At 62.2% G+C, this 22,158-nt stretch carries 18 protein-coding genes; 13 read left to right on the top strand and 5 right to left on the bottom strand.

Annotated elements, in window-relative coordinates; all coding sequences use genetic code 11:
* Positions 1-219 precede the first annotated feature (219 nt).
* The 8 genes from V8G57_RS01495 to V8G57_RS01460 all read left to right on the top strand — a co-directional run bounded on the left by V8G57_RS01495 (position 220) and on the right by V8G57_RS01460 (position 9,949).
* Positions 220-903, top strand: coding sequence for a GntR family transcriptional regulator (locus V8G57_RS01495; protein ID WP_092392046.1), 684 nt, complete (start codon positions 220-222; stop codon positions 901-903).
* A 199-nt stretch (positions 904-1,102) separates the two neighbouring features.
* On the top strand, positions 1,103-1,882 hold the full coding sequence (locus V8G57_RS01490; RefSeq protein WP_254784845.1) for a sterol desaturase family protein: 780 nt from the start codon (positions 1,103-1,105) through the stop codon (positions 1,880-1,882).
* Complete coding sequence (locus tag V8G57_RS01485; protein ID WP_254784844.1) at positions 1,872-2,747, top strand: fatty acid desaturase; 876 nt, start codon at positions 1,872-1,874, stop codon at positions 2,745-2,747. Before V8G57_RS01490 ends, V8G57_RS01485 begins: the two co-directional genes overlap by 11 nt.
* The gene (locus tag V8G57_RS01480; protein WP_092392042.1) at positions 2,737-4,623 is read left to right on the top strand and encodes a StlD/DarB family beta-ketosynthase; all 1,887 of its coding nucleotides are present in this window, start codon (positions 2,737-2,739) and stop codon (positions 4,621-4,623) included. Before V8G57_RS01485 ends, V8G57_RS01480 begins: the two co-directional genes overlap by 11 nt.
* A 16-nt stretch (positions 4,624-4,639) precedes the next feature.
* Positions 4,640-5,533 carry a DUF6999 family protein gene (locus tag V8G57_RS01475; RefSeq protein ID WP_092392040.1) on the top strand — a complete coding sequence of 298 codons (894 nt, stop codon included), beginning with the start codon at positions 4,640-4,642 and terminating at the stop codon, positions 5,531-5,533.
* Positions 5,534-5,644: 111 nt separating this feature from the next.
* Positions 5,645-6,028 carry a DUF2946 domain-containing protein gene (locus V8G57_RS01470; protein ID WP_342827888.1) on the top strand — a complete coding sequence of 128 codons (384 nt, stop codon included), beginning with the start codon at positions 5,645-5,647 and terminating at the stop codon, positions 6,026-6,028.
* Between the two features lie 78 nt (positions 6,029-6,106).
* Positions 6,107-8,497, top strand: a complete 2,391-nt coding sequence (locus tag V8G57_RS01465; protein ID WP_342827887.1) for a TonB-dependent receptor — start codon at positions 6,107-6,109, stop codon at positions 8,495-8,497.
* A 30-nt stretch (positions 8,498-8,527) separates the two neighbouring features.
* Positions 8,528-9,949, top strand: a complete 1,422-nt coding sequence (locus V8G57_RS01460; protein ID WP_342827886.1) for a PepSY-associated TM helix domain-containing protein — start codon at positions 8,528-8,530, stop codon at positions 9,947-9,949.
* On the opposite strand, the gene selD is transcribed toward V8G57_RS01460, so the two are convergent.
* The 3 genes from selD to V8G57_RS01445 form a co-directional block, all read right to left on the bottom strand.
* On the bottom strand, positions 9,950-11,005 hold the full coding sequence (gene selD, locus V8G57_RS01455; RefSeq protein ID WP_342827885.1) for a selenide, water dikinase SelD: 1,056 nt from the start codon (positions 11,003-11,005) through the stop codon (positions 9,950-9,952).
* A gap of 58 nt (positions 11,006-11,063) precedes the next feature.
* The gene (mnmH, locus tag V8G57_RS01450) at positions 11,064-12,125 is read right to left on the bottom strand and encodes a tRNA 2-selenouridine(34) synthase MnmH (RefSeq protein WP_342827884.1); all 1,062 of its coding nucleotides are present in this window, start codon (positions 12,123-12,125) and stop codon (positions 11,064-11,066) included.
* Between the two features lie 92 nt (positions 12,126-12,217).
* A complete protein-coding gene (locus V8G57_RS01445) occupies positions 12,218-12,835 on the bottom strand; it encodes a TetR/AcrR family transcriptional regulator (RefSeq protein WP_342827882.1) in 618 nt (205 codons plus the stop codon).
* A 130-nt stretch (positions 12,836-12,965) separates the two neighbouring features.
* Between V8G57_RS01445 and V8G57_RS01440 the strand changes: the two genes are divergently transcribed.
* Positions 12,966-13,817 carry a metal-dependent hydrolase gene (locus V8G57_RS01440; RefSeq protein ID WP_342827880.1) on the top strand — a complete coding sequence of 284 codons (852 nt, stop codon included), beginning with the start codon at positions 12,966-12,968 and terminating at the stop codon, positions 13,815-13,817.
* A gap of 122 nt (positions 13,818-13,939) precedes the next feature.
* A complete protein-coding gene (locus V8G57_RS01435) occupies positions 13,940-14,545 on the top strand; it encodes a DUF2242 domain-containing protein (protein WP_342827878.1) in 606 nt (201 codons plus the stop codon).
* A 77-nt stretch (positions 14,546-14,622) separates the two neighbouring features.
* On the opposite strand, the gene V8G57_RS01430 is transcribed toward V8G57_RS01435, so the two are convergent.
* Entirely contained in the window at positions 14,623-16,515 is a 1,893-nt protein-coding gene (locus tag V8G57_RS01430) for an autotransporter outer membrane beta-barrel domain-containing protein (protein WP_342827877.1), read from the bottom strand.
* A 208-nt stretch (positions 16,516-16,723) separates the two neighbouring features.
* On the opposite strand from V8G57_RS01430, the gene V8G57_RS01425 reads away from it, so the two are divergent.
* Positions 16,724-17,191 carry an Lrp/AsnC family transcriptional regulator gene (locus V8G57_RS01425; RefSeq protein WP_092392021.1) on the top strand — a complete coding sequence of 156 codons (468 nt, stop codon included), beginning with the start codon at positions 16,724-16,726 and terminating at the stop codon, positions 17,189-17,191.
* A gap of 13 nt (positions 17,192-17,204) precedes the next feature.
* Here the strand turns inward: V8G57_RS01425 and metC are convergent, their stop codons facing one another.
* Entirely contained in the window at positions 17,205-18,404 is a 1,200-nt protein-coding gene (gene metC, locus V8G57_RS01420) for a cystathionine beta-lyase (protein ID WP_342827876.1), read from the bottom strand.
* Positions 18,405-18,712: 308 nt separating this feature from the next.
* On the opposite strand from metC, the gene ilvD reads away from it, so the two are divergent.
* Both ilvD and V8G57_RS01410 read left to right on the top strand, forming a co-directional pair.
* Positions 18,713-20,587 carry a dihydroxy-acid dehydratase gene (gene ilvD / locus V8G57_RS01415; protein WP_342827874.1) on the top strand — a complete coding sequence of 625 codons (1,875 nt, stop codon included), beginning with the start codon at positions 18,713-18,715 and terminating at the stop codon, positions 20,585-20,587.
* 268 nt (positions 20,588-20,855) lie between these two features.
* Positions 20,856-22,100: a TIGR03862 family flavoprotein gene (locus tag V8G57_RS01410; RefSeq protein WP_342827872.1), complete on the top strand. Its 1,245-nt coding sequence runs from the start codon at positions 20,856-20,858 to the stop codon at positions 22,098-22,100.
* The last annotated feature ends 58 nt before the right edge of the window (positions 22,101-22,158 follow it).

The raw sequence follows: 22,158 nt of genomic DNA, 5'->3' as shown, positions 1-22,158 counted from the left end.
ACGAATAAATACGCCTTACAATCAAATCTCGAATACACGGCTCCGTTAGGGAGTAAATTGGGCATTTGGGCGGCCGTAGCTGGATGCGAAGCAAGGCGCCCGACGCGCCGCAGTGCTAGCACTGCAAGCGGCGGGCAACGCAGCAGCGCGCCAGCTACGGCCAGCACAAATGTTCAATTTACTCCCTAACGGAGCCTTTATCCCAGAAACGGCCCAATTATGCTCACGACAAAAAATCGCTCGGAATCGCTGCGCGAAACCATCGAAGAGATGATCGCGGTTGGTGAGTTTCGTCCAGGCCAGCACCTTGATGAAACCGACCTGGCAATCAAGTTCGGCGTGTCCCGCACGCCGGTGCGAGAGGCATTGATCCAGCTGGCCTCGATGGGCATCGTGGTGACGCGGCCGCGGCGCGGCACGGTGGTCGCCGAAATCGGCCCGCGCCAGCTGGTGGAAATGTTTGAAGTGATGGCGGAACTGGAGGCGATGTGCGGACGCCTGGCGGCGCGCCGCATGTCCGGCGACGAACAGGCCAGCCTGCTGGCGGCGCACCAGGCATGCATGGAAGCGCGCGACGCCCAGGATCCCGACACCTATTTCTACATGAACGAAGCGTTCCACGGCGCCATCTACGAAGGCAGCCATAACGCCTTCCTGGCAGCCCAGGCGCAATCGCTGCAGCGCCGGCTGCGGCCTTACCGGCGGCTGCAACTGCGGGTGCGCGACCGCTTGAAAGTGTCCTACCAGGAGCACGACGGCGTGGTGCAAGCCATCATCGCCGGCGACAGCGAGCTGGCGGCCGACCTGCTGCGCCAGCACGTCACGGTCCAGGGCCAGCGCTTTGTCGACCTGATCGCATCGCTGCAGCAACTGGAAGCCAGGCCCGAGCCGGTCGACATGTAAGACCAGGCCGGTTGCGCCGCTTTTGGACTGATTCCGGCCTTGCCCGGTCAGCGGGCCGACCGTGATATTTATTGTTCCCGCACCCTCGGCGTATCGTTAGCAACATGCTATCATCGCAAAATTCAGGGTTGCGTCGAGACAACATGCGTTCGCGACAATCATCAAAAGAACCGGCTCCTAAAGCCTGCTATCCATTCTCATGCGCGACTTCATCCTGACCTGTCAGTGGTACACCATCATGGGCGTCGGCATCGTATTTTTTGCCTGCCTGTATTTTGTTTTCGGCGGCCTCAACTGGCTGCTCAGCCGCCGCATCCTGCCCGCCTTCGGTTATGGCCGGGTGCTCGATCCGCGGCCGCTGGCGCCGCAGCAGCTGCGGCGCGAACTGGGCGAATCCGCCGTCACCATATTCCTGTTCGGCACCGGCATGGTGTTCCCCTGGGGCTTGCTGCAGCTCGGCTGGGCCCGGCTGGCCGTGCAAGCGCCGGGCTGGCAGATCGCGCTGGAAATCCTGTTCATGGTGGTGTGGAATGAAGTGCATTTTTACCTCAGCCACAGGCTGCTGCATGTGTCGTGGCTGAAGCGTTTCCACCTGCCGCATCACCGCTCCGTCGTCACCACGCCATGGACTTGCTACAGCTTCACGCCGCTGGAAGCCATGATGCTGGGCAATGTACTGCTGCTGCCCATGCTGCTGCACGATTTCAGCATCTATTCGCTGGCCTTCGTGCCGGTGTTCAGCATCGTGTTCAACAACATCGGCCATTCCAACTACGATTACCTGCCTGACGCCGACCGCGACCGCTGGTGGCTCAACGGCGCCCGCCGCCATCATTTGCACCACGCCTGCTACCGCGGCAATTACGGCTTCATGTTTCCGTTCATGGACCGGCTGTTTGCCACCGAACTGGCGCCCGATGCGGCGGAAACCAGGATTGCCCGCGGCGCGAAACCGGACGAGAAGCAGAATGCTGCGTAACCGCCGCGACTGGCAAAGCCTGGCGTATCTGATTGCCCTGCCGCTGCTGGCCGCCTATCTTTGGCGCCATCCGGAACTGTCGCTGCTGAACGCGCTGCTATACGGCTTGCTGCTGTTCCTGACCTTGGGCACAGGCGTGATCCACCACAACCACGCCCATTTGCGCATCTGGAACGGGCGCCAACTCAACCGCCTCACCGATTTCTGGATCACGCTGCTGCAAGGGCACCCCACTTTCGTATTCTATCCGGCGCACAACGGCAACCATCACCGCTACCGCCACGGCCCGCTGGATGTAGCGCGCACCTATCGTTTCGGCGGCGACACCAACCATCTGCTCGGTTACCTGCTGCACCCGGTGCAGGCGGCGCTTGTCCTGTATCCCCTGATATGGCGCTGGCTGCTGCGCATGCGCCGTCGCCACGCCGGCGTATCCCGCTATTTCCTGCGCCAATACCTCGCGGTGGCCTTGCTGTGGATGCTGCTGGCCTGGCTCGACTGGCACAAATTCCTGCTGCTGGTGCTGCTGCCGCAGCTGCATGGCTTGCATTGGCTGCTGGCCACCAATTACCTGCAGCATGCCCATACGGACGGCCATTCCCCGACCGACTTCGCCCGCAATTTCGAGGGCCCGGTCAATCCGCTGCTGTTCAATATCGGCCTGCATACGGCGCACCATCGCCATCCGCGTGCGCACTGGACGCAATTGCCCGCCCTGCACCAGCGCTACCGCCACCTGGTGCATCCGCAACTGAATGCAGGACCGTTACTGCCTTACATGTTCCGTACTTTCATTTTGAGTCTGCTGTGGCCGCACCGTGCCAGCCGCAGCCTTATGCAGCCAGGGAAGAAGAATGCCAACTGAGTTCAATCGCGTGTATCTCGCCGCCGCAGGATTCCACCTGCCGGGCGCGCCCGTCGGCAACGACGACATGGATCGCTATATCGCTCCGATCAACCGCATCTCGGGCCGCATCAAGCAGCGCATCCTGGCCGAGAACGGCATACGGACGCGGCACTACGCCATCGACGCCGATGGCAATACGGAGCAGAGCCACGCCCAGCTGGCGGCCGGCGCCATCCGCGACTGCCTGCGGCAGACCGACACCGCGCTGGACCAGGTTTCCTTGCTGAGCGTGGGATCATCCGGCGGCGATGCCCTGATGCCAGGATTTGCCAACATGATCCAGGGCGAACTGGGAGCGCCGCCCATGCAAACCCTGTCCAGCCAGGGCGTGTGCGCGGCCGGCGTCAGCGCCATAGAATTCGCCGCGCAGGCGATAGAACTCGGCACGCACCAGCGGGCGCTGGCGGTCGCCGCCGAAATGCCGTCGCGCATGTTCAAGCGCAGCCGCTTTGCGCCGCGCGGCTACCAGAGCGATTTCGACGCCCATTTCTTGCGCTGGATGCTGTCCGACGGCGCCGGCGCGATGCTGTTCAGCCGCCAGCCGCAGCCGCGCAACGGCTTGCGCATCAAGCTCAAGTGGGTGCACCAGAAAAGCTTTTCCGGCGATTATCCGGTCTGCATGCAGCTCGGCCTGACGGAAGACCGCAGCAAATCGTTCCTGGACTTTGCCTCTTCCGGCGAAGCTGAAGCCGCCGGCGCATTGTCGCTGCGCCAGGACATCCGCCTGCTGCCGCACCTGTTCGATGTCTGCATCCATGAGTACGTCAAGCTGGTGGAAGCAGGATGGATCAAGTCTGAAGAGGTCGACCATTTCCTGTGCCACTACTCTTCCGCCAAATTCATGCCGGTGGTTGAAGAGCTGCTGGCCAAGGCAGGACTCACCATCCCGCCTGAACGCTGGTACAGCAACCTGGCTACTCGCGGCAATACCGGCGCGGCGTCGATTTTCATCATGCTGGCGGAATTCCTGCAGGAAAAGACCCTGCGCGCCGGCGAAAAGATTTTCTGCTTCATACCGGAATCGGGCCGCATCACGGCCGCCTACATGCTGTTCGAGGTGGAAGATGCGAACGCGCCTGAATCCGCGCAGCCTGCCGCGGCGGCGGGCGGCAATGCCGGCGCCAGCGTCGCCATGCCGGCGATCGCCGCCCCGCATCAGCCCGAGGCCGCGCCGCTGCCGCTGCAGCCTCTGCTGACGCGCCTGGCCAGCCTGTGGCAAGACTACCGTTCGCAAGCCTGGCGCACCCCCGTGATCCATCGCCTGGTCAGCGGCCGTTTCGACGTCGCCGCCTACCGCAACTGGACCGCGCAGTGGACCCCGCAAGTGAAGGAAGGCAGTTTGTGGATGCGCGAAGCCGTGGCCTCGCTCAACGGCGAATTTGCCGCGCTCGGCCAGTTGATCACCACCCATGCCGGCGAAGAGCAGAACGATTTCCAGATCCTGTACCAGGACTACCAGGCCGCCGGCGGTGAACTGCCGCTGGCGGCGCTCAAGCGCAATCCCGGCGGCGAAGCGCTCAACAGCTACCTGCACGCGTTGGCCTCTACCTCCAACCCGGTCGGGCTGCTGGGCGCCATCTACATTATCGAAGGCACCGGACAACGGATCGTGCCGGCGCTGCTGCCCTTGCTGCGCCAGCAGGTCGCGTTGCCGCCGCAGGCATTCCGTTTCCTGGAATACCACGGCGCCAACGACGAACACCACCTGGCGCGCTGGCTGACCGCGGTGGAGATCACCCTGGCCCTGGATCCGCAGGCGGCCGAGGCCATCTACGCCACCGCCAAGCGTACCGCACAGCTGTACCTGATGCAGCTGGAACACATACAAGATTAATTACCGGGCCCAAACCATGCAAAGCGACGATTTCCTGCAGCGCGCGCACGATCCGCGCGATCCCAATCCCTGGCTGGCGCTCTACCTGGATGGCAGCACGCCGCTGCCGGATCCGGTCAAGAGCGCCTGGCTGCACGACCTGGCGTCGCCGTCGCGCCAGTACCTGCTGCCGTTCGTACGGCCGCTGGCGCGGCTGATGATCATCCTGATCCAGGTCTTGAAGACGATCCTGCCGAAGCGCTGGTCGGCCTCGAAAACGCTGCACCGCTTGCTGGTGTGGGGTCTGAAAGGATTCGTCTCGCCCGAGGCCAACTGGCTGATACTGCGCCACTTCCACCTTGGCGCGCAGATCATCGAATTCATCGAGCGCAACGCGCCGGTCAGCGTCGCCCTGTCGCCGCTGACGCCGTTGACGATCGACGACCTGGGCGACGAGCTGTTCTTGAAACATGACCTGAACCTGTTCAATTTCGTGATCCGGCTCAACCAGCAGCTGCGCACCGAAGGCAAGACCCTGGCGGCGGTGCAAGAGGTCGACTTCAGCATGATCAGCGAGCCGCCGCTGGCGCTGGCAGCCATGCCGCAGCGCGCTCTCAACTTCATCGACCTGCAGACCGCCATCGAGATTTTTACGCCGGTCTACCAGCTGTTCCTGACCGATAACGATTTCTGGCGCGCCGCCAATTCGCTGCAGCTGGATGAAACCATGGCGGTGTATGCGGCCACCATCCTCAACTCTCCCCAGCACCTGCTGCTGTTGAACAACAAGCATCCGCTGGTGCCGATGTCCACCCTCGGCGCCGGCTACCGCCTGGTGCTGCATGGGCTGTCGAGCGAGATGCTGCATTGCCTGCTGAGCGAAATGAAGCAGGCGCAGCTGGCAGCCGGCAAAGACAAAGCGGCCGCATGAGGAATTGATAAAAGAATGCCGTCCGGCGTGACAGGTTTGCGCCGCGATCATCATATATAATTGGCCCGTTTCATCCTGTCTGCGCAATGCTTGCGTCCTCGTAAGTCATCCATGTTACGTATCCGTCGTCAAAAACTTGTGGTCTGGGCCTGCCTGTTTGCCATCTGGCTGGGCATCCTCATGCCGACGGTTTCCCAGTCTCTCAAGGCGGCCGGGACGATACAGATAGACAACCAGATCTGCACCGCTGCCGGACTGGTCAGCGCTCCGCCGCCTGACGACGGCAAGCCGTCCGCGCCCGGCGCCGGCCACTGGACTGCCTGCGGTTATTGCACCCTGCTGGCCGACAGCCCGCCGCCGCCGGCATCTTTCGATTTGCTGCAAGCGACCGTGGCGCCTTTCGCGCACGCCAGCTTCCTGCCCTACGACTACATCCCTCCACGTCCATTCCGCGGCCAGACTCACCCGCTCGACCCGCCCCTGCTCTTTTCCTGATTTTCACCGGCAGTACCGCCTGTCCCCGCTTGCCTGCGCAATCCGGGGATGAATATCGTTTGAAGTCCAGGGGAATCTATGCTCGCTTTGCTCACGCAAACCAAGAGTGCTTCATCGCGCCGTAACTGTCCGCGGCCGTGCTTGCCGCGCCAGACGTCCGCTCATTCGTCCACTCAGTTGTCCACCTTGTCGGCGGCATTGCTGCCGCAGTCGTTCGTCCTCATGCTCGCCCTGCCCATGCTGTCGCCAGGCGCCTGGGCGGCAGAAGAAGATAGCCATGTAGTACCAGAAGTATTCGTCACCGGCGCCAGGGAGAAGCGGGTGCTCGATCCCAACCTGCCCGCCAGCAGCGAACGGATCACCGCCGTGCAATTGCAAAACCTGAACGTCGTCAATACCGAAGACGCCTTGAAGTACATGCCGAACATGGCGATACGCAAGCGTTTTATCGGCGACGAGAACGCCACCATTTCGGTGCGCGGCAACGGCACTTCGCAAACCGCGCGCGGCCTGGTGTACGCCGACGGCCTGCTGCTCAGCAATTTCCTCGGCAATACCCACAGCTTCCCGCCGCGCTGGTCGATGGTTTTCCCGGAAGACATCGCCCAGGTGGACGTGGTCTACGGCCCCTTTTCAGCGCTGTATCCCGGCAATTCGATGGGTGCGACGGTCGCCATCACTACCAAGATGCCGACCAAACTGGAAGCGATGTTCAAGGCCCAGGTATTCAGCCAGCAGTTCAGCCTGTTCGGCGTCGACGGCCGTTTCGACGGCAACAAGAGCACCGCCGCGATCGGCAACAAGGTCGGTGACCTGTCCTTCCTGCTCGGCATAGACCATCTCAGCAACGCCGGCCAGCCCTTCGTATACGCCAGTCAGCCGCGCTCCAGCCAGCTGGCGACCGCTGCCGCGGTGCCGGTCACGGGCGCCTACCAATATACCGATCCGAACGGCGCGCCCGCCACCATCTTCGGCGTCAATGCCGAAGGCGCCGAACGCGCGGTGCAGGACCAGTTCAAGTTCAAGGCTGCCTACGACATCACGCCGACCCTGCAAGCCGGCTTCACCTTCGGCTACTGGCGCCAGCAGGTGAGCAACAGCACTCAGACCTTCCTGCACGACGCTAACGGCAAACCGGTGTATTCGGGACTGGTCAATATCGGCGGCTACCAGTACAACCTGCCGGCCTCGTTCTTTGCGCCGGCAGCCAGCGAAAGCGAAAACCAGCTGTACGGCCTGACGCTGAAAACCCGCCATGCCAGCGGCTGGAACTATTCGGCGATCGCTTCGTATTTCGACGTCTCGAAGAGCATCTCGCGCTCCGCCGGCAGCGGCCTCGCGAGCAACCTGGGCGGTGTCGCCACCTATGGCGACGGTTCAGGCTGGAAAACCCTGGACCTGGCGGCCGACTACAAGCCGGCAAGCGTCGCCGCCGGCAGCCATTGGCCGACCTTCGGCTATCACTACGATAATTATTTCCTGGAAAACACGACGTACAACCTGGACAACTGGCGCGGCAACAACGGCGGCAGCTTCAACAACGCCTTCGCCGGCAAGACCGAAACCCAGGCCCTGTTCGCGCAGGACGCCTGGCAATTGAGCCAGTTGTGGAAACTGACCTACGGCCTGCGTTATGAGGACTGGCGCGCCTATGACGGCGCACGCGCTACCAGCGCCGCCGCCCAGCGCTACGACAGTCGCAGCCTGTCTTACTGGTCACCGAAGGCGGCGTTATCCTACCAGGCCACGTCCGACCTGACCTTGCGCTTTTCCACCGGCCGCGCCTACCGCTTCCCGACCGTCAGCGAACTGTTCCAGGGCAGCCTGACCGGCTCGACGCTGGTCAACAACGATCCGAACCTGAAACCTGAAAGCGACCTGGCGAAAGAGCTGAGCGCCGAGTGGTCGCATTTCAACGGCATGCTGCGCATGTCCCTGTTTGAAGACGATGTGAAAAACACTCTGTTCAGCCAGACCAACACCACGGTATTCCCCAACGTCACCAATATCCAGAACATCGACCGCGTGCGTTCGCGCGGGATCGAGCTCAGCTATTCGGGCGAAGACGTGTTCCTGCGCGGACTGGACCTGAGCGCCAGCGTCGGCTACACCAGGTCGATCATCCTGGAAAACAGCAAGAACCCGGCCACCGTCGGCAAGAATTTCTACCGCATCCCGCTGTGGCGCAGCAACCTGGTCGGCAGCTATCGCGTCAATGACCAGGCCACCGTGATGCTGGCCGGACGTTATTCGGGCCGGCAGTACAACACGCTGACCAATACCGACACCAATCCCGCCACCTTCGGCGGCACCAGTTCTTTCCTGGTGTTCGACACCAAGCTGACCTTCAAGCCGACCAGGAACACGGAGCTGGGAATCGGCATCGACAACCTGACCGACAAGCGCTACTACGTCTACTACCCCTATCCAGGCCGGACCTTCTACGTGGAAGCCAAAGTCAGTTTGTAACCGGTGCAAAAATTTTAGCAAGGAACAATCATGCAGACAATTCAGCAAAACACGCCTGATGAGACAAGCTCAGTCTCGTCGCGCAATTACCGCATCCTGTGGCGCTGGCATTTTTATGCCGGCCTGTTCGTGATGCCCTTCCTGATCGTGCTGGCCATCACCGGCACCATCTATGTCTTCAAGCCGCAGATAGAAAGCGCGCTCTATGGCGACAAGCTGTTCGTGCCCGCCGGCACCCAGGCCAGGCTGGGCTACGACAAGCTGCTCGGCATCGCTGCCGGCGCGCTGCCGCCTGACGCCAAGGCGAGTTCGATCGCCGTCAGCCAGGATCCGGAGCGCAGCACCGAAGCGGTATTCCGCCTTGCATCCGGCGACAGCAGCAGCGTCTATGTCAATCCGTACACGGGCCAGGTGCTGGGCACGCTCAGCGTCGAACACCGGCTGATGAAACAGGTGCGGCAAATCCATCGCGACCTGCTGCTCGGCAAATGGGGGGGCTGGCTGATGGAACTGGCGGCCTGCTGGACCCTGGTGATGGTCGGCACCGGCATCGCCCTGTGGTGGCCGCGCAAACGGTTTTCGGCATGGGGCACCCTGCTGCCGCGCCTTAGCCTGCGCGGCCGTGCGGTCTGGCGTGAACTGCACCTGGTAGCCGGCATCTGGGTGTCGATAGGCGCTGTGTTCTTCATCATGAGCGGCTTGCCGTGGTCCAGTTTCTGGGGCAAGAATTTCCAGGCGGTGGTTACCTGGGCGGATTCTGCGCCGGCAAAGACGGCGCCACAGGCAGCAGCGAAGCAAACCCAAGCCCATCATGCGGACATGCCCGGCATGAAAATGCAGGACCTGCCTCTGGCCAGCGTCCCGTGGGCGGTCGGCGCCACCACGGTGCCGACGTCGCAGAATATGCCGAAGCAGCAGCCGCGGCAGCGCCTGGCGATCGACCAGGTGGTGGCGATCGCGGCACGCAACGGCATGCAGACCTACCAGCTGGCCTTGCCGGGCAAGAGCTCCGGCGTATTCACCGCATCGTATGCGCCGGGTGCCGGCGAATTTGTCCGCTCCGACCTTGACCAGCAGCGTACGCTGCATATCGACCAGTACAGCGGAAAGATCATGAAGGACATGCGTTTTTCCGAGTACAACCCGGTCTCCAAGCTGGTCTCGCTCGGCGTTGCCTTGCATATGGGAGAGTATTTCGGCCTGGTCAACCAGCTGATCTGCGCCGCCATTTCAATGGCGCTGCTGGGAATGGCCGCGACCGGATTCATCATGTGGTGGAAGCGCCGTCCGCAACATTCGATCGGGGCGCCGAAGCGCGTGCTGCAGCCGCCACCCTCGATCAGGCGCTGGAAAGGCTATATGGCGCTGCTCGGCATCATCTTCCCGTTGATGGGCGCGACGATGATCGCCGTCTGGCTAGGCGACACCTTGTTTTTCAAGAACAGGACCTAGTCAGGCCACAACTTCGACGCCGCCGCCCGCGGTCATTTCCCCGATGACCGCAGCCTCGGCAAACCCTTCGCGCCGGAACAGCTCCAGCACTTGCTCCACCGCCGCGGGATCGCAGGAAACCAGCAAGCCGCCCGAGGTTTGCGGGTCTGTCAGCAGGCTGCGCTGCACCGGCGTGATGCCGTCGGCCAGCGTCACGTCCTTGGCGTAGCCGTTCCAGTTGCGACCGGAAGCGCCGGTGACATATCCCTGCTCCGCCAGCTGCTGCACCTGCGGCAGCAAAGGAATCAATCCCATTGCCAGCCGCGCGGACAGCTTGGCGCCGCGCGCCAGTTCCAGCATGTGACCCAGCAAGCCGAAGCCTGTGACGTCGGTCAGGGCGTTAACCCCGGCCAGTTCCGACAGCAGCCGGCCAGGCTTGTTCAGCTTGGTCGTATTGCTGATCAGCGCGGCATAACCGGCAGCGTCCAGCGCGCCCTTTTTCAAGGCTGCCGACAGGATGCCGACGCCGATCGGCTTGCCCAGGATGAGTTTGTCTCCCGCCTTGGCGCCGGCGTTGCGCTTGACTTTGGACGGATGGACCAGGCCCAGCACCACCAGGCCGTAGATCGGCTCGACCGAATCGATGGTATGGCCGCCGGCGATCGGGATGCCTGCTTCGGCGCAAATCGACTCGCCGCCTTTCAATATGCTGGCGATCACTTCCAGCGGCAGCTTGTCGATAGGCATGCCGACCAGGGCCAGCGCCATGATCGGCGTGCCGCCCATGGCGTACACGTCCGAAATCGCATTGGTGGCGGCGATGCGGCCGAAGTCGTAAGGATCGTCGACGATCGGCATGAAAAAATCGGTGGTCGCGATCAGCGCCTGCTCGTCGTTGAGCTTGTAGACAGCGGCGTCGTCGGCGGTTTCAATCCCCACCATCAATTCTTTCGGCACCGGGAATCCGCTCGTGCCTTTGAGGATTTCCGCCAGCACGCCCGGCGCGATCTTGCAGCCGCAGCCGCCGCCATGCGAAAAGGAAGTCAGTCGGATATTGGATTCAACGGGATCTGGCATACGCGTCCTGAGATGAAGTCAGTCAAAGATAGGAATGAAGTATACGCGCCATCGGCGCTTATTTCTCTTGATGCAGCTGTTGCGCCACGCGCACGAAGGCAGCGTCCGAAATATCCGGCAGGTCAATCACCTGCGCCTCGGAAAACTGGTCGAAATTCCTCCTGATCGACTGTGCGTAAGCCGGATCGTAGTGCTTCAGGAGCAATTCATCGACCAGCTCCTCGATGCGTCCCGACAAGCTCAGCTGCTGCCAGTAAGCGACCTTCTCGCGGCCATGGACATAAGCCAGGCAAGCCAGCTGGGTATTTAGCAAGGCGGGGTCGGCGATGAAATGCACGTAGTCTTCCAGCAGCAGCCGCACCCGGTCCGGACGCGACAGCGCAACCGCATAACATGGCGAATTGCGCATGGATGCCATCAGCACCTCCGGCACGCGCAGGTTGCCGACTTTCCTGCTCTCGGATTCGACGAATACCGGACGCTGCGGATCGCAACCTTGCAGCATGTCCCACAGCCGGCTCTCGAAGGTTTTTTGCGAGGGCTGCAGCTCGCTCGGCAGGTTACCCAGCACCGAGCCGCGATGCGCCGCCATCTGTTCCAGGTCCAGCACCTGCGCACCCTGTTGCGCCAGCACTTGCAGCAGGCGGCTCTTGCCGCTGCCGGTAGGGCCGCAGATCACCCTGAAACGCAAGCCCAGCGGCAGTTCGGCCAGGCTGGCGTTGACATGCCTGCGATATGACTGGTAGCCGCCGTCCAGCTGCGCCACCGGCCAGCCGATTTTCGCCATGATGTGCGCCATGGCGCCGCTGCGGTTGCCGCCGCGCCAGCAGTAAACCAAGGGCGTCCATTCGCGCGGCTTGCCCAGGAACAGGGTTTCGATATGGGAAGCGATATTGCGCGCGACCAGCACCGCGCCCAGCTTTTTCGCCTCGAAACTGCTGACCTGCTTGTACATGGTGCCGACCTGCGCCCGCTGCGCATCGTCCAGCACCGGGCAATTGATGGCGCCGGGAATATGGTCTTCGGCAAATTCCGACTGGCTGCGGACATCGATGACAGCGTCGAACTGGTTGAGCCGGGGAAGGACTTCTTGAAAGGACAGCAATGCCGGGTATTTCATGCGCGTTTTTCTAGATCGGTTTTTGGCTGGCGGAACGACAGCACTCACGCATTATAAGCATTTGCTCCGCCCTCTCCGAATCTGGCGAATTGTCAGGCATCGTCTTGCTCCGACAGCATGCCCCAGGCCAGCCGCACCAGCTCGTCTTCGAATTCGACGCTGCCGAGCAGCGGTGACTTTTCCAGCGAAGCGCTGCGGATGGCGCCGATGACGGCGCGGGTCACCACGAACATCATGGCCGGCGTCGGCGGCCGCAGCTTGGGATGGTGGATCCGCTGCATGCTGATGGCGATCCGTTCCGCCGTCTCGCGCAGGGCCTGTGTGATGTCTTCGTGGTGATCGTGCTGCCAGGCGAAACGGACCATGGCGCGCTTGGCGCTGCGGCCGCTGCCCAGGCCCTCGATATTGATGCGGATGAACTGGCGCAGGAAAGTTTTCGGATCGAGCTGGCCGACCTGGTTCTCGGCGTTTTCCATCAATGCGTCCAGCTCATCCATCACGCGCCGCCGCTCGCGCGCGATCAGGGCTGTCAGTATCGCTTCCTTGCTGGGGAAATATTGGTATAGGGTGCCGATCGAGAAACCGGCCTTTTCCGCCACCTTGTTGGTGGTCAGCCCTGCCGGACCCTCGCTTTCCAGAATCTGAGCAGTGGTTTCAAAAATAGTCTCTATGGTGCGCTGCGCCCGCTCCTGGGTGGGCAATTTCCGCATGATTTCAGAGTGAGATCCTGGATTACGCTTGGCCATGTCCGTGCCTGTCAAAAACTGAGCAAGTTGCGAGTTTAAAAACTGAATAAAGCTCAGTATAGTGGTTCTATCGCAAATCTACAAAGGCAGGCCCGTGAACACCTCCACGCCACTGATGGTAAGAAAACTGCTGGTCGACCTGTCGCAAGGCTTCCCGCGCCACTGGCTGGCAGGCAAACCGTTCCGTACCCAATACTTCAACGCCTTGTCGATGAGTTTTCCGGTCGGCGAGCAGGAATTCATCGATTCCGTGCGCGACGCCGCCCAAGCACTGCCGGATTCTCCTGAGAACAGCGCGCTGCGCGCCACCATCCAGGATTTTGTGGGACAGGAAGCCACCCACCGCCGCGTGCACGATTTGTACAACGCCGAGCTGGAAAAACAAGGATTGCACAACCATTGGCAGCATTGGTCCGGCAACCTGATCGCACTGGGACGCCAGCACAAGGTTCCTGCCATGCGCAGGCTGGCGATTACCGTAGCCCTGGAGCACTACACCGCGGCGATGGCCGACCTGACGCTACGCCATCCGCAGCTGCTGGACGGCGCGGAACCGTCCTTGCAAACCCTGTGGCGCTGGCATTCGGTGGAAGAAACCGAGCACAAGGCAGTCGCTTTCGACCTGTTCCACACGCTGGGCGGCGACTACCGGGCGCGGATGAGCGGTTACGCTTTTGCCATGCTGCATTTAACCTTGATGGCGACCGGGCAAACGATCAACAACCTCTGGCACGACCGTGTGCTGTTCAAGCCCGGCACCTGGCTGGATGCCGCCCGTTTCTTCTTTGGCCGCTACGGCCTGGTCTGGCTCAGCGCCGGCCCGCTGCTGGCCTACCTGCGCCGCGATTTTCACCCGTGGCAGCATGACAACCGGGAGCTGGCGGAACAATGGCTTTCCGATTATTCCGGGAAGTACGCCGTGGTGCGCGGACCTAGAGCCGCCTGAACCGGGATTGCAACGAAATACCCTGACTTCTGTCGAATCGGCTGATCATCGAGCGTGCGATAGACTAAAATGCCATCGCCGCTATCAATTAGCCGATTAGCCGATTCAAGGAGTTTTCGTTCATGCCCAGGATGTACAGTTTTTCGCGCGCCGCGCTGCTGGTCGCGCTGGCCGGCGCCCTCGCCGCCTGCTCCACCGCCAAGCCCAAGGTTTACCAGGGCGAGGAATTCAGCGAAACCAGCACTTTTTCCCACGACTTCCCCAAGTCCGGCGCAGATACCTGCGAAGCGGCGCGCCGCACCTTGCTGAGCCAGGGCTACATCATCAAGCAGGCCAAGGATGACCTGGTCGACGGCCACAAGCACTTCCAGCCGGAGAGCGACGTCCACGTCGAAATCGAATTCCATGTGGTGTGCGCCGCCAACGACAAGCAAGGCAAAAGCAGCACGCTGTTTGTCAGCGCCACCCAGGACCGCTATGCGCTCAAGAAAACCAACAACTCGGCCAGCGTCGGCCTGAGCGTGCTGGGTTCAGTGTCGATGCCGATCGGCAGCACTTCCGATTCGCTGGTCAAGGTCGCCAGCGAAACGATTCCGGCCGGGCAGTTCTATGATCGTTTCTTCGGCCTGATCGAACATTACCTCGGCCTCGACACCGGCTTGCCCGCGGTGGGCCTGGGCGACAAGCCGGCGCTGCCGGTCAAGCCTGCGCCGAAAGCGCCGGAATAACGCCGCCCAGGAAAAAGGCCGCCGGTGTTTTCACACGCTGGCGGCCGTCAAGCTCTAACCTGGATGTCAACAGCTGGTTAAAACGCCTTCTTCAAGCCGACCTGGAACGAGTTGGTCTTGTTGCCGCCGGCGAACTGGCCGCTGTAGCTGGCAAACGCGCTGAAATCCGCAGCCAGCGCAATGCTGGCGCCGAGATCCAGCCGTGCGCTGTTGGATGGCCCCTGGTATGCGGGCAAACCGAAGCTGCCGGCCATGCCGACCACATTGGCGCGCACATCGCGCTCGCTGTCTTTAAACTCCTTTTCCCATGCCAGCTTGGCGAACGGCTGCACCGCATATTGCCCCAGCGTCAGCTTGCTGCTGACCTGCGCGCCGAGGCTGGACACCAGCGAATTGCGCCGCTGCGACTGGAAGTTCATGGCGGTGCTGTCGTTGCCGTTTTCGGTGTAGCCGCCGACATTGACCTGCTGCCAGGTCAGGTTGCCGACCGGGCTCAGGACCAGCGCGCCAAGATCGAAATCGTACTGGCCGCCGATGCGCAGCAGGAACTGGTGGCCGTTGCTGCTGCCGCTCTCGCTGCGGGTGGCCGCACCGAGGGCGATATTGCGGGTCACATCCTTGTACTGCAGCGAGCCGGCCATGCCCAGCGCGTTGACGGCCCAGGCGCCGTCGCGGTATTGGGTGTAGGCCGAAAGCATGGCCTGGTCCAGCTTGAAGCCGCCGCTATCGTTGCCGAAATTCGCCCGGTTATGGGCGAAACCGAAAGCGCCGCCGACCGTAACGTTCTGGTTGACGGCGTAATCGACGCCGACCGACACGCTATTGGACGAGCCGTCCAGGCCAGGATTGTTGCCGTTGTGGTCCAGGCTCTGGTGGGTATTGTCATACGCGGCATAGGCTTCGACCTGTCCCGCGCGCGGCGTCAGCCGCTGGCGGTCGTCGATCACGCGGGTGAAAGCCTGGGCGCCGGCCAGCGGCGCTTCTGCCAGCATGCCGATCTGGCCGGGAGCCTGCAGCACCGATTCGACATACTGCGCCAGGATCGCATGCCCTGCTCCGGTCGGATGGACGCCGTCGGCGAACAGGTAGGTCTTGTCGGCGTTCGGCGCAACCAGGGTCGAGGTGGTGCAGGTCGACGAAGAACTGGTGGTGCAGGCCGGTGTGGTGACGTTGGTAAAACCGTACAAGCCAGGATTGGCGACCGCTTCGCGCAGCAGGCCGAAGGCGTTGAGCGCGACGATGTTGCCGCCCAGGCCGCCCAAGCCGCTGTTCAGGCTGGCGTTGAAGCTGGTCGAAGCTGCGGTCCACAAGGTGACCAGCGCCGGAATCGACGAGCCCTGCGGAGTGCGGCCGATATCGGGCAGGTTGATCACGATCACGGTGCCGGCGCCGGCCTGCTGCAATTGCCTGACCAGGCTGACCACGTTGCCGGCTTCGCCGGTGACTTGCTGGATGGTTTGCACCGCGGTGGCGGTCTGCGTCGCCGGATTGAGCAGGCCGGCGATATTGGTCTGGGTGTAGCCGAACACATCGTTGGCGCCGGCCCAGACTGCGTAGAGGCCCTTGCTGTCGAGGCGCGGATTGGCCGCCAGGTAAGCCTGGACCTGGCTGGCGACAGTCGGCACCAAAGGCGCCGTGGCGGCGTCGGGCCAGCCGTTCTGGCTGGTCACGCGCGCGCCGCCGACTGCGTAGTCGGTGCCGCCGGCCGCCTGCACGCCGCTCGGCGTCAGCACCGCTGCCGGATTGGCGGTGGTGCCGTATTTATGCGCCAGGAGCTGCGCCCAGACGGGATCCGGGTTGGTGGTGAACGACGGCTGCTTGCCCACGCCGGTGAAATAGCCGGTGTCGGTCAGCGAGTCGCCGAAAAACACCATCTGTGAAAAATTCGCGGCGCCGGCCGGCGCGCAGATGACGAACCCGGCGCCCAATACGGCAGCGGTATGGGTCGCCAATGTCAGTGCACGGGCCATGGGGCGCAGGCGGAATGGTTTTGCTAATGAAATGCGCAATTGTGTCTCCCTCTTGTATTTATAGATGTTGCGCCATTAATATCTGCTTCCCGGGCTGCAAAGTCAATCGAGGACATAGGCAAAACACTCGAAATCCACTGCGTCCGCGCAAGTGGCGCTAAACTGCCTCTGCCAACTGCGCAAGCACTCATCGTGAACCATACCGACCATGGATAAAATAGATAAACAGATTCTGGCCATCCTGCAAGAAGACGCCAGCACGCCGGTGGCGGAAATCGCCGAGAAGGTCAACCTGTCGTCGACGCCTTGCTGGCGCCGCATACAGAAACTGGAAGAGGATGGCGTGGTGTTGCGCCGGGTGGCGCTGCTGGACGCCAACAAGCTCAATGTCGGCGTGACGGTATTCGTATCGATCAAGACCAACCAGCATAACGCCGGCTGGTATGCGCAATTCAGCAATACCGTAAAACTGATTCCCGAAGTGGTCGAGTTCTACCGCATGAGCGGCAACATCGATTACCTGCTGCGGGTGGTGGTGCCGAATATCGCCGCCTACGACGCGGTGTACCAGAAGCTGACGCAGTCGAACGCGCTGTTCGACGTCAACGCCAGCTTCGCCATGGAACAGATCAAGCACACTACCGCGCTGCCGCTTGACTATGCCGGGCTAGACTGATCCGGCCGGCTGCCTACAGCGCCTGCTCCATGCGCTTGAACGCCTGGCCCATGTCGGCGATCAGGTCGTCGATGTTTTCCAGCCCGACGTGGATCCGCACCAGCGGATTCGGGTAGGTGGTTGCCGACGCCACGCGGGTCGGCGGTTTGTCCAGCGGCAAAGCCAGGCTTTCAAAACCGCCCCACGACAAGCCGATCCCGAACAATTGCAAGCCATCGAAGAATTTCGACAGCGCAGGCCGGCCGACTTCTTTCAAGGCAATCGTGAACAGGCCGCTGGCGCCGAGGAAATCGCGCTGCCACAGCTTGTGGCCGGGATCGGACGGCAGCGCCGGATGCAATACGCGCTCCACCAGCGGCTGGGTCTGCAGGTATTCCGCCAGCTGGATGCCGCTCTCCGAATGCTGGCGCAGGCGCACCGACATGCTGCGCATGCCGCGCAAAGCCAGGTAGATATCGTCCGGGCCGGCAGTCTGGCCGAAATCGTGGGCGCCGTGCTTGAGGATGCACCAGGCCCGTTCATTGGCGCTGGCGACGCCCAGCAAGGCGTCGGAATGGCCGACGATGTATTTGGTGGCGGCGTGGATCGAGACGTCGACGCCATGTTCGAACGGCTTGAAAAACAGCGGCGTGGCCCAGGTATTGTCGAGCAAGACGTAAGCGCCGACCTTATGCGCCTCTTCTGCGATGGCCGGGATGTCCTGCACCTCGAAGGTCCACGACCCGGGCGATTCGACAAACACCACGCTGGTGTTCGGCCGCAGCAACGTACGGATTTCGCCGCCGATCAGCGGATCGAAATACTCAACTTCAACACCCATGCGGCGCAAGACGCGGTCAGCGAAGGTGCGGGTCGGACCATACACGCTGTCGGTCATCAGAACGTGGTCGCCGCTTTTGACGAAGGCCATGATGCTGTGGGTGCAGGCCGACAGGCCGGACGGGAACACCAGGCAGTTGTGGCCGCCTTCCAGCGTCACGATCGCCTGCTCGAAGGAACGCGTGGTCGGCGTGCCGAAGCGGCCGTAGTTGGACATCGGATTGTCGATCTGGCGCGCGGCCTCCCAGTCTTCCAGGTTGTTGGCGATGATGGTCGAACCGCGGAACACCGGCGTATTCACCATGCCGGCAAAACGCGCCGGCTCGCGGCCGCAATGCACCAGCTGCGTATCGACATGGGTTGCCGGGGAAGCTGAAGAATGATTGGAAGACATAAGAAGCGCTCCATGCTGGACTGTACGGCGAGATTACCTGTAGCCATTGTAGGGTCGCCCGCGTGGAAAATTATTGCAACAAACATCCTTGAATCACGATTTATTAGAATAATTTCCTAAAATTTCAATAATACAAAGAAATTAAATACAAATCAGCAAGAAAGCACGCAGCCCGGCATCCTCAAAGACACCAAATCCTATATATATGCAATAGATATTAATAAGCCACAAATCATATATTTGACATGGCGTTATGGGCAAGGCAATCTAACGTCAGCCTTAAGCCATCAATCCTGGAGATGCAAATCATGCCGCAATACCGTTCCCGCACTACTACCCACGGCCGCAACATGGCCGGCGCCCGCGCCCTGTGGCGCGCCACAGGCATGAAAGACGGCGATTTCGACAAGCCGATCATTGCCGTGGTCAACTCGTTTACCCAGTTCGTGCCCGGCCACGTCCACCTCAAGGACCTGGGCCAGATGGTCGCGCGCGAGATCGAAGCGGCCGGCGGCGTCGCCAAGGAATTCAATACGATCGCGGTCGACGACGGCATCGCCATGGGCCACGGCGGCATGCTGTATTCGCTGCCTTCGCGCGAACTGATCGCCGATTCGGTGGAGTACATGGTCAACGCCCACTGCGCCGACGCCATGGTGTGCATCTCCAATTGCGACAAGATCACGCCCGGCATGCTGATGGCGGCGATGCGCCTGAATATCCCTGTGGTGTTCGTTTCCGGCGGCCCGATGGAAGCCGGCAAAGTGGTTGAAAAACTGCCAGGCGTAGCCGTCATCGACCAGAAAATCTTCAAGATCGACCTGGTCGACGCCATGATCAAGGCCGGCGACGCCTCCGTCAGCGATGCCGACATCGCTGAAATCGAACGCTCGGCCTGCCCTACCTGCGGCTCCTGTTCCGGCATGTTCACCGCCAACTCGATGAACTGCCTGACCGAAGCGCTTGGCCTGGCGCTGCCCGGCAACGGCACTATCCTCGCTACCCACGCCGACCGCAAGGAGCTGTTCCTGCGCGCCGGCCGCCTGATAGTGGAACTGGCCAAACGCCATTACGAGCAAGACGACTATTCGGTCCTGCCGCGCACCATCGCCAGCAAGGCTTCGTTCGAGAACGCCATGACGCTGGACGTCGCCATGGGCGGCTCGACCAACACCGTGCTGCACTTGCTGGCCGCGGCGCAGGAAGCCGAAGTCGATTTCAAGATGGCCGACATCGACCGCATCTCGCGCCACGTGCCTTGCCTGTGCAAGGTGGCGCCGATGACCGACAAATACCATATCGAAGACGTCCACCGCGCCGGCGGCATCGTCAGCATCCTGGGCGAGCTGGCGCGCGCCGGCCTGCTCGACACCAGCCGTCCGACCATCCACGCCAAGACGCTGGCCGACGCCATCGCCAGCAACGACATCACCCAGACCCAGGACGCCGCGGTACACAAGCTGTTCAGCGCGGCTCCCGGCGGCGTGCCGACCCAGGTCGCGTTTTCCCAGGAAAAGCGCTTCACCAGCCTCGACACCGACCGCAGCAACGGCTGCATCCGCGACAAGGCCCATGCCTATTCGCAGGACGGCGGCCTGGCGGTCCTGTACGGCAACCTGGCGGAAAACGGCTGCATCGTGAAAACCGCCGGCGTCGATGAAAGTATCCTCAAGTTCAGTGGCCGGGCGCGCGTCTTTGAAAGCCAGGACGACGCCGTGGAAGCGATCCTGGGCGACACGGTGCATGCCGGCGACGTCGTCATCATCCGCTACGAAGGACCGAAAGGCGGTCCTGGCATGCAGGAAATGCTGTATCCGACGTCGTATATCAAGTCCAAGGGACTGGGCAAATCCTGCGCGCTGTTCACCGACGGCCGCTTCTCGGGCGGTTCGTCCGGCCTGGTGATCGGCCATGCCTCGCCGGAAGCGGCGGAAGGCGGCGCCATCGGCCTGGTGGAGGAAGGCGACATCATAGAAATCGACATCCCGGAACGCCGCATGCACTTGAAAATCAGCGACAGCGAACTGGCGCAGCGGCGCTCTGCGATGGAAGCCAAGGGCAAGGATGCCTGGAAACCGGTCAACCGCCAGCGTTATGTGTCGCAGGCCTTGCAAGCCTACGCCGCCATGGCGACTTCGGCCGACCGCGGCGCGGTGCGCGACATCAGTCAGCTGAAACGTTAAGCGGTATACGCATTTGTGTCCTAGCGTTTATCTAGCAAGAAAAATGTAACTCTCTGTAAAAGAGGCTGGTGCAAACCAGCCTCTTTTGTTTCCATGTCACCAGTACCGCGGAGCCCGCATGCGGCCCGTGGCCGTTGCTGCAATATGGTAAAGTTGCAGACCGCTTCCTCTGGCAGATTTTTATGGCAGTTCCTGCAACTCTTCCCGTTAGATATTCCTTGAACCACGCTCCCTTGGATCACACTGCAGGATTGGCCTCTCCCGACTGATGACATCGTTGAATAATTCCGGATTGCAAAAAACAGTCGCCGTTATCGGCGGCGGCCCCGCCGGCCTGATGGCGGCCGAGGTGCTGGCGGCCGGCGGCTTGCAAGTCCATGTGTACGACGCCATGCCGTCGGTTGGCCGCAAATTCCTGCTGGCCGGCAAAGGCGGCATGAACCTCACCCATTCCGAGCCCTACGACGATTTCCTGACGCGCTACGGCGCCCGCCGCCCGCAAATCGCACCGCTGCTGGAGCAGTTCAGTCCGGACGCGCTGCGCGCATGGGTGCACGCGCTTGGCATAGACACCTTCATCGGTTCCTCCGGCCGCGTGTTCCCGACCGACATGAAGGCCGCGCCGCTGCTGCGCGCCTGGCTGCACCGCCTGCGCCAGGCCGGCGTCGGCTTCCACATGCGCCATCGCTGGCTGGGCTGGAACGAGGCCGGCGCGTTGTCTTTCGACACCACGCAAGGACCGCTCGCGGTGCGCGCCGACGCCGTGGTGCTGGCCTTGGGCGGCGGCAGCTGGGCCCGCCTGGGGTCCGACGCCAGGTGGGTGCCGCTGCTGGCGCAGCGCGAGGTTCCGCTCGCCCCGCTGCTGCCGGCGAACTGCGGTTTCGAGGCAAGCTGGAGCGCATATTTCCGCGAGCACTTTGCCGGCCACCACCTGAAATCGGTAGCGATAACCACGACCGACGGCGACCAGCCGGCGCAGCGCAAGCAAGGGGAATTCGTGATCACCGCCGACGGCGTCGAAGGCAGCCTGATCTATGCGCTGTCAGCCGGCCTGCGCGACCGCATCGCCGCCAGCGGCAGCGCCCTGGTCTACCTCGACCTGCTGCCGGACTGGTCCTTGCAGCGCGTGACGGATGAGGTGGCGCGGCCGCGCGGCGCGCGTTCCTGGTCCAGCCACCTGCAAAGCCGCCTGGGCTTGAAAGGCGTCAAGACCAGCCTGCTGCGGGAACTGGTGCCGGCCGCCGATTTCGGCCAGCCCTTGCTGCTGGCGCAAGCGATCAAGGCGCTGCCGCTGACCCTGCTGGCCGCCCGCCCTATCGATGAAGCCATCAGCAGCGCCGGCGGGGTAACCTTCGAAGGCATGGATCCGCAGCTCATGCTGAAGGCCCTGCCGGGCGTATTCTGCGCCGGCGAAATGCTCGACTGGGAAGCCCCCACCGGCGGCTACCTGCTAAGCGCCTGCCTGGCTTCCGGACGTGCTGCCGGCAATGGCGTTTTAAGCTGGTTACGGTAACATGACGACCTTTGGCTCCGGGCTCCTGCCGGCGAATGGCGCAGCTTCCCGAGGAGCC

Origin of the sequence: Collimonas rhizosphaerae (assembly GCF_038896935.1) — a bacterium.
GTDB classification, from domain to species: Bacteria; Pseudomonadota; Gammaproteobacteria; order Burkholderiales; family Burkholderiaceae_D; genus Collimonas; species Collimonas rhizosphaerae.
Note: the sequence above shows the minus strand (reverse complement) of the source record. Positions and strands in the feature narration are given on the sequence as shown.

Coding starts and splice junctions, on each gene's coding strand:
- V8G57_RS01460 (WP_342827886.1), top strand. CDS start 8,528: ATGCAGACAATTCAGCAAAACACGCCTGATGAGACAAGCTCAGTCTCG.
- V8G57_RS01480 (WP_092392042.1), top strand. CDS start 2,737: ATGCCAACTGAGTTCAATCGCGTGTATCTCGCCGCCGCAGGATTCCAC.
- metC (WP_342827876.1), bottom strand. CDS start 18,404: ATGTCTTCCAATCATTCTTCAGCTTCCCCGGCAACCCATGTCGATACG.
- V8G57_RS01425 (WP_092392021.1), top strand. CDS start 16,724: ATGGATAAAATAGATAAACAGATTCTGGCCATCCTGCAAGAAGACGCC.
- V8G57_RS01410 (WP_342827872.1), top strand. CDS start 20,856: ATGACATCGTTGAATAATTCCGGATTGCAAAAAACAGTCGCCGTTATC.
- selD (WP_342827885.1), bottom strand. CDS start 11,005: ATGCCAGATCCCGTTGAATCCAATATCCGACTGACTTCCTTTTCGCAT.
- V8G57_RS01470 (WP_342827888.1), top strand. CDS start 5,645: ATGTTACGTATCCGTCGTCAAAAACTTGTGGTCTGGGCCTGCCTGTTT.
- V8G57_RS01465 (WP_342827887.1), top strand. CDS start 6,107: ATGCTCGCTTTGCTCACGCAAACCAAGAGTGCTTCATCGCGCCGTAAC.
- mnmH (WP_342827884.1), bottom strand. CDS start 12,125: ATGAAATACCCGGCATTGCTGTCCTTTCAAGAAGTCCTTCCCCGGCTC.
- V8G57_RS01490 (WP_254784845.1), top strand. CDS start 1,103: ATGCGCGACTTCATCCTGACCTGTCAGTGGTACACCATCATGGGCGTC.
- V8G57_RS01430 (WP_342827877.1), bottom strand. CDS start 16,515: ATGGCCCGTGCACTGACATTGGCGACCCATACCGCTGCCGTATTGGGC.
- V8G57_RS01475 (WP_092392040.1), top strand. CDS start 4,640: ATGCAAAGCGACGATTTCCTGCAGCGCGCGCACGATCCGCGCGATCCC.
- V8G57_RS01435 (WP_342827878.1), top strand. CDS start 13,940: ATGCCCAGGATGTACAGTTTTTCGCGCGCCGCGCTGCTGGTCGCGCTG.
- ilvD (WP_342827874.1), top strand. CDS start 18,713: ATGCCGCAATACCGTTCCCGCACTACTACCCACGGCCGCAACATGGCC.
- V8G57_RS01445 (WP_342827882.1), bottom strand. CDS start 12,835: ATGCGGAAATTGCCCACCCAGGAGCGGGCGCAGCGCACCATAGAGACT.
- V8G57_RS01485 (WP_254784844.1), top strand. CDS start 1,872: ATGCTGCGTAACCGCCGCGACTGGCAAAGCCTGGCGTATCTGATTGCC.
- V8G57_RS01495 (WP_092392046.1), top strand. CDS start 220: ATGCTCACGACAAAAAATCGCTCGGAATCGCTGCGCGAAACCATCGAA.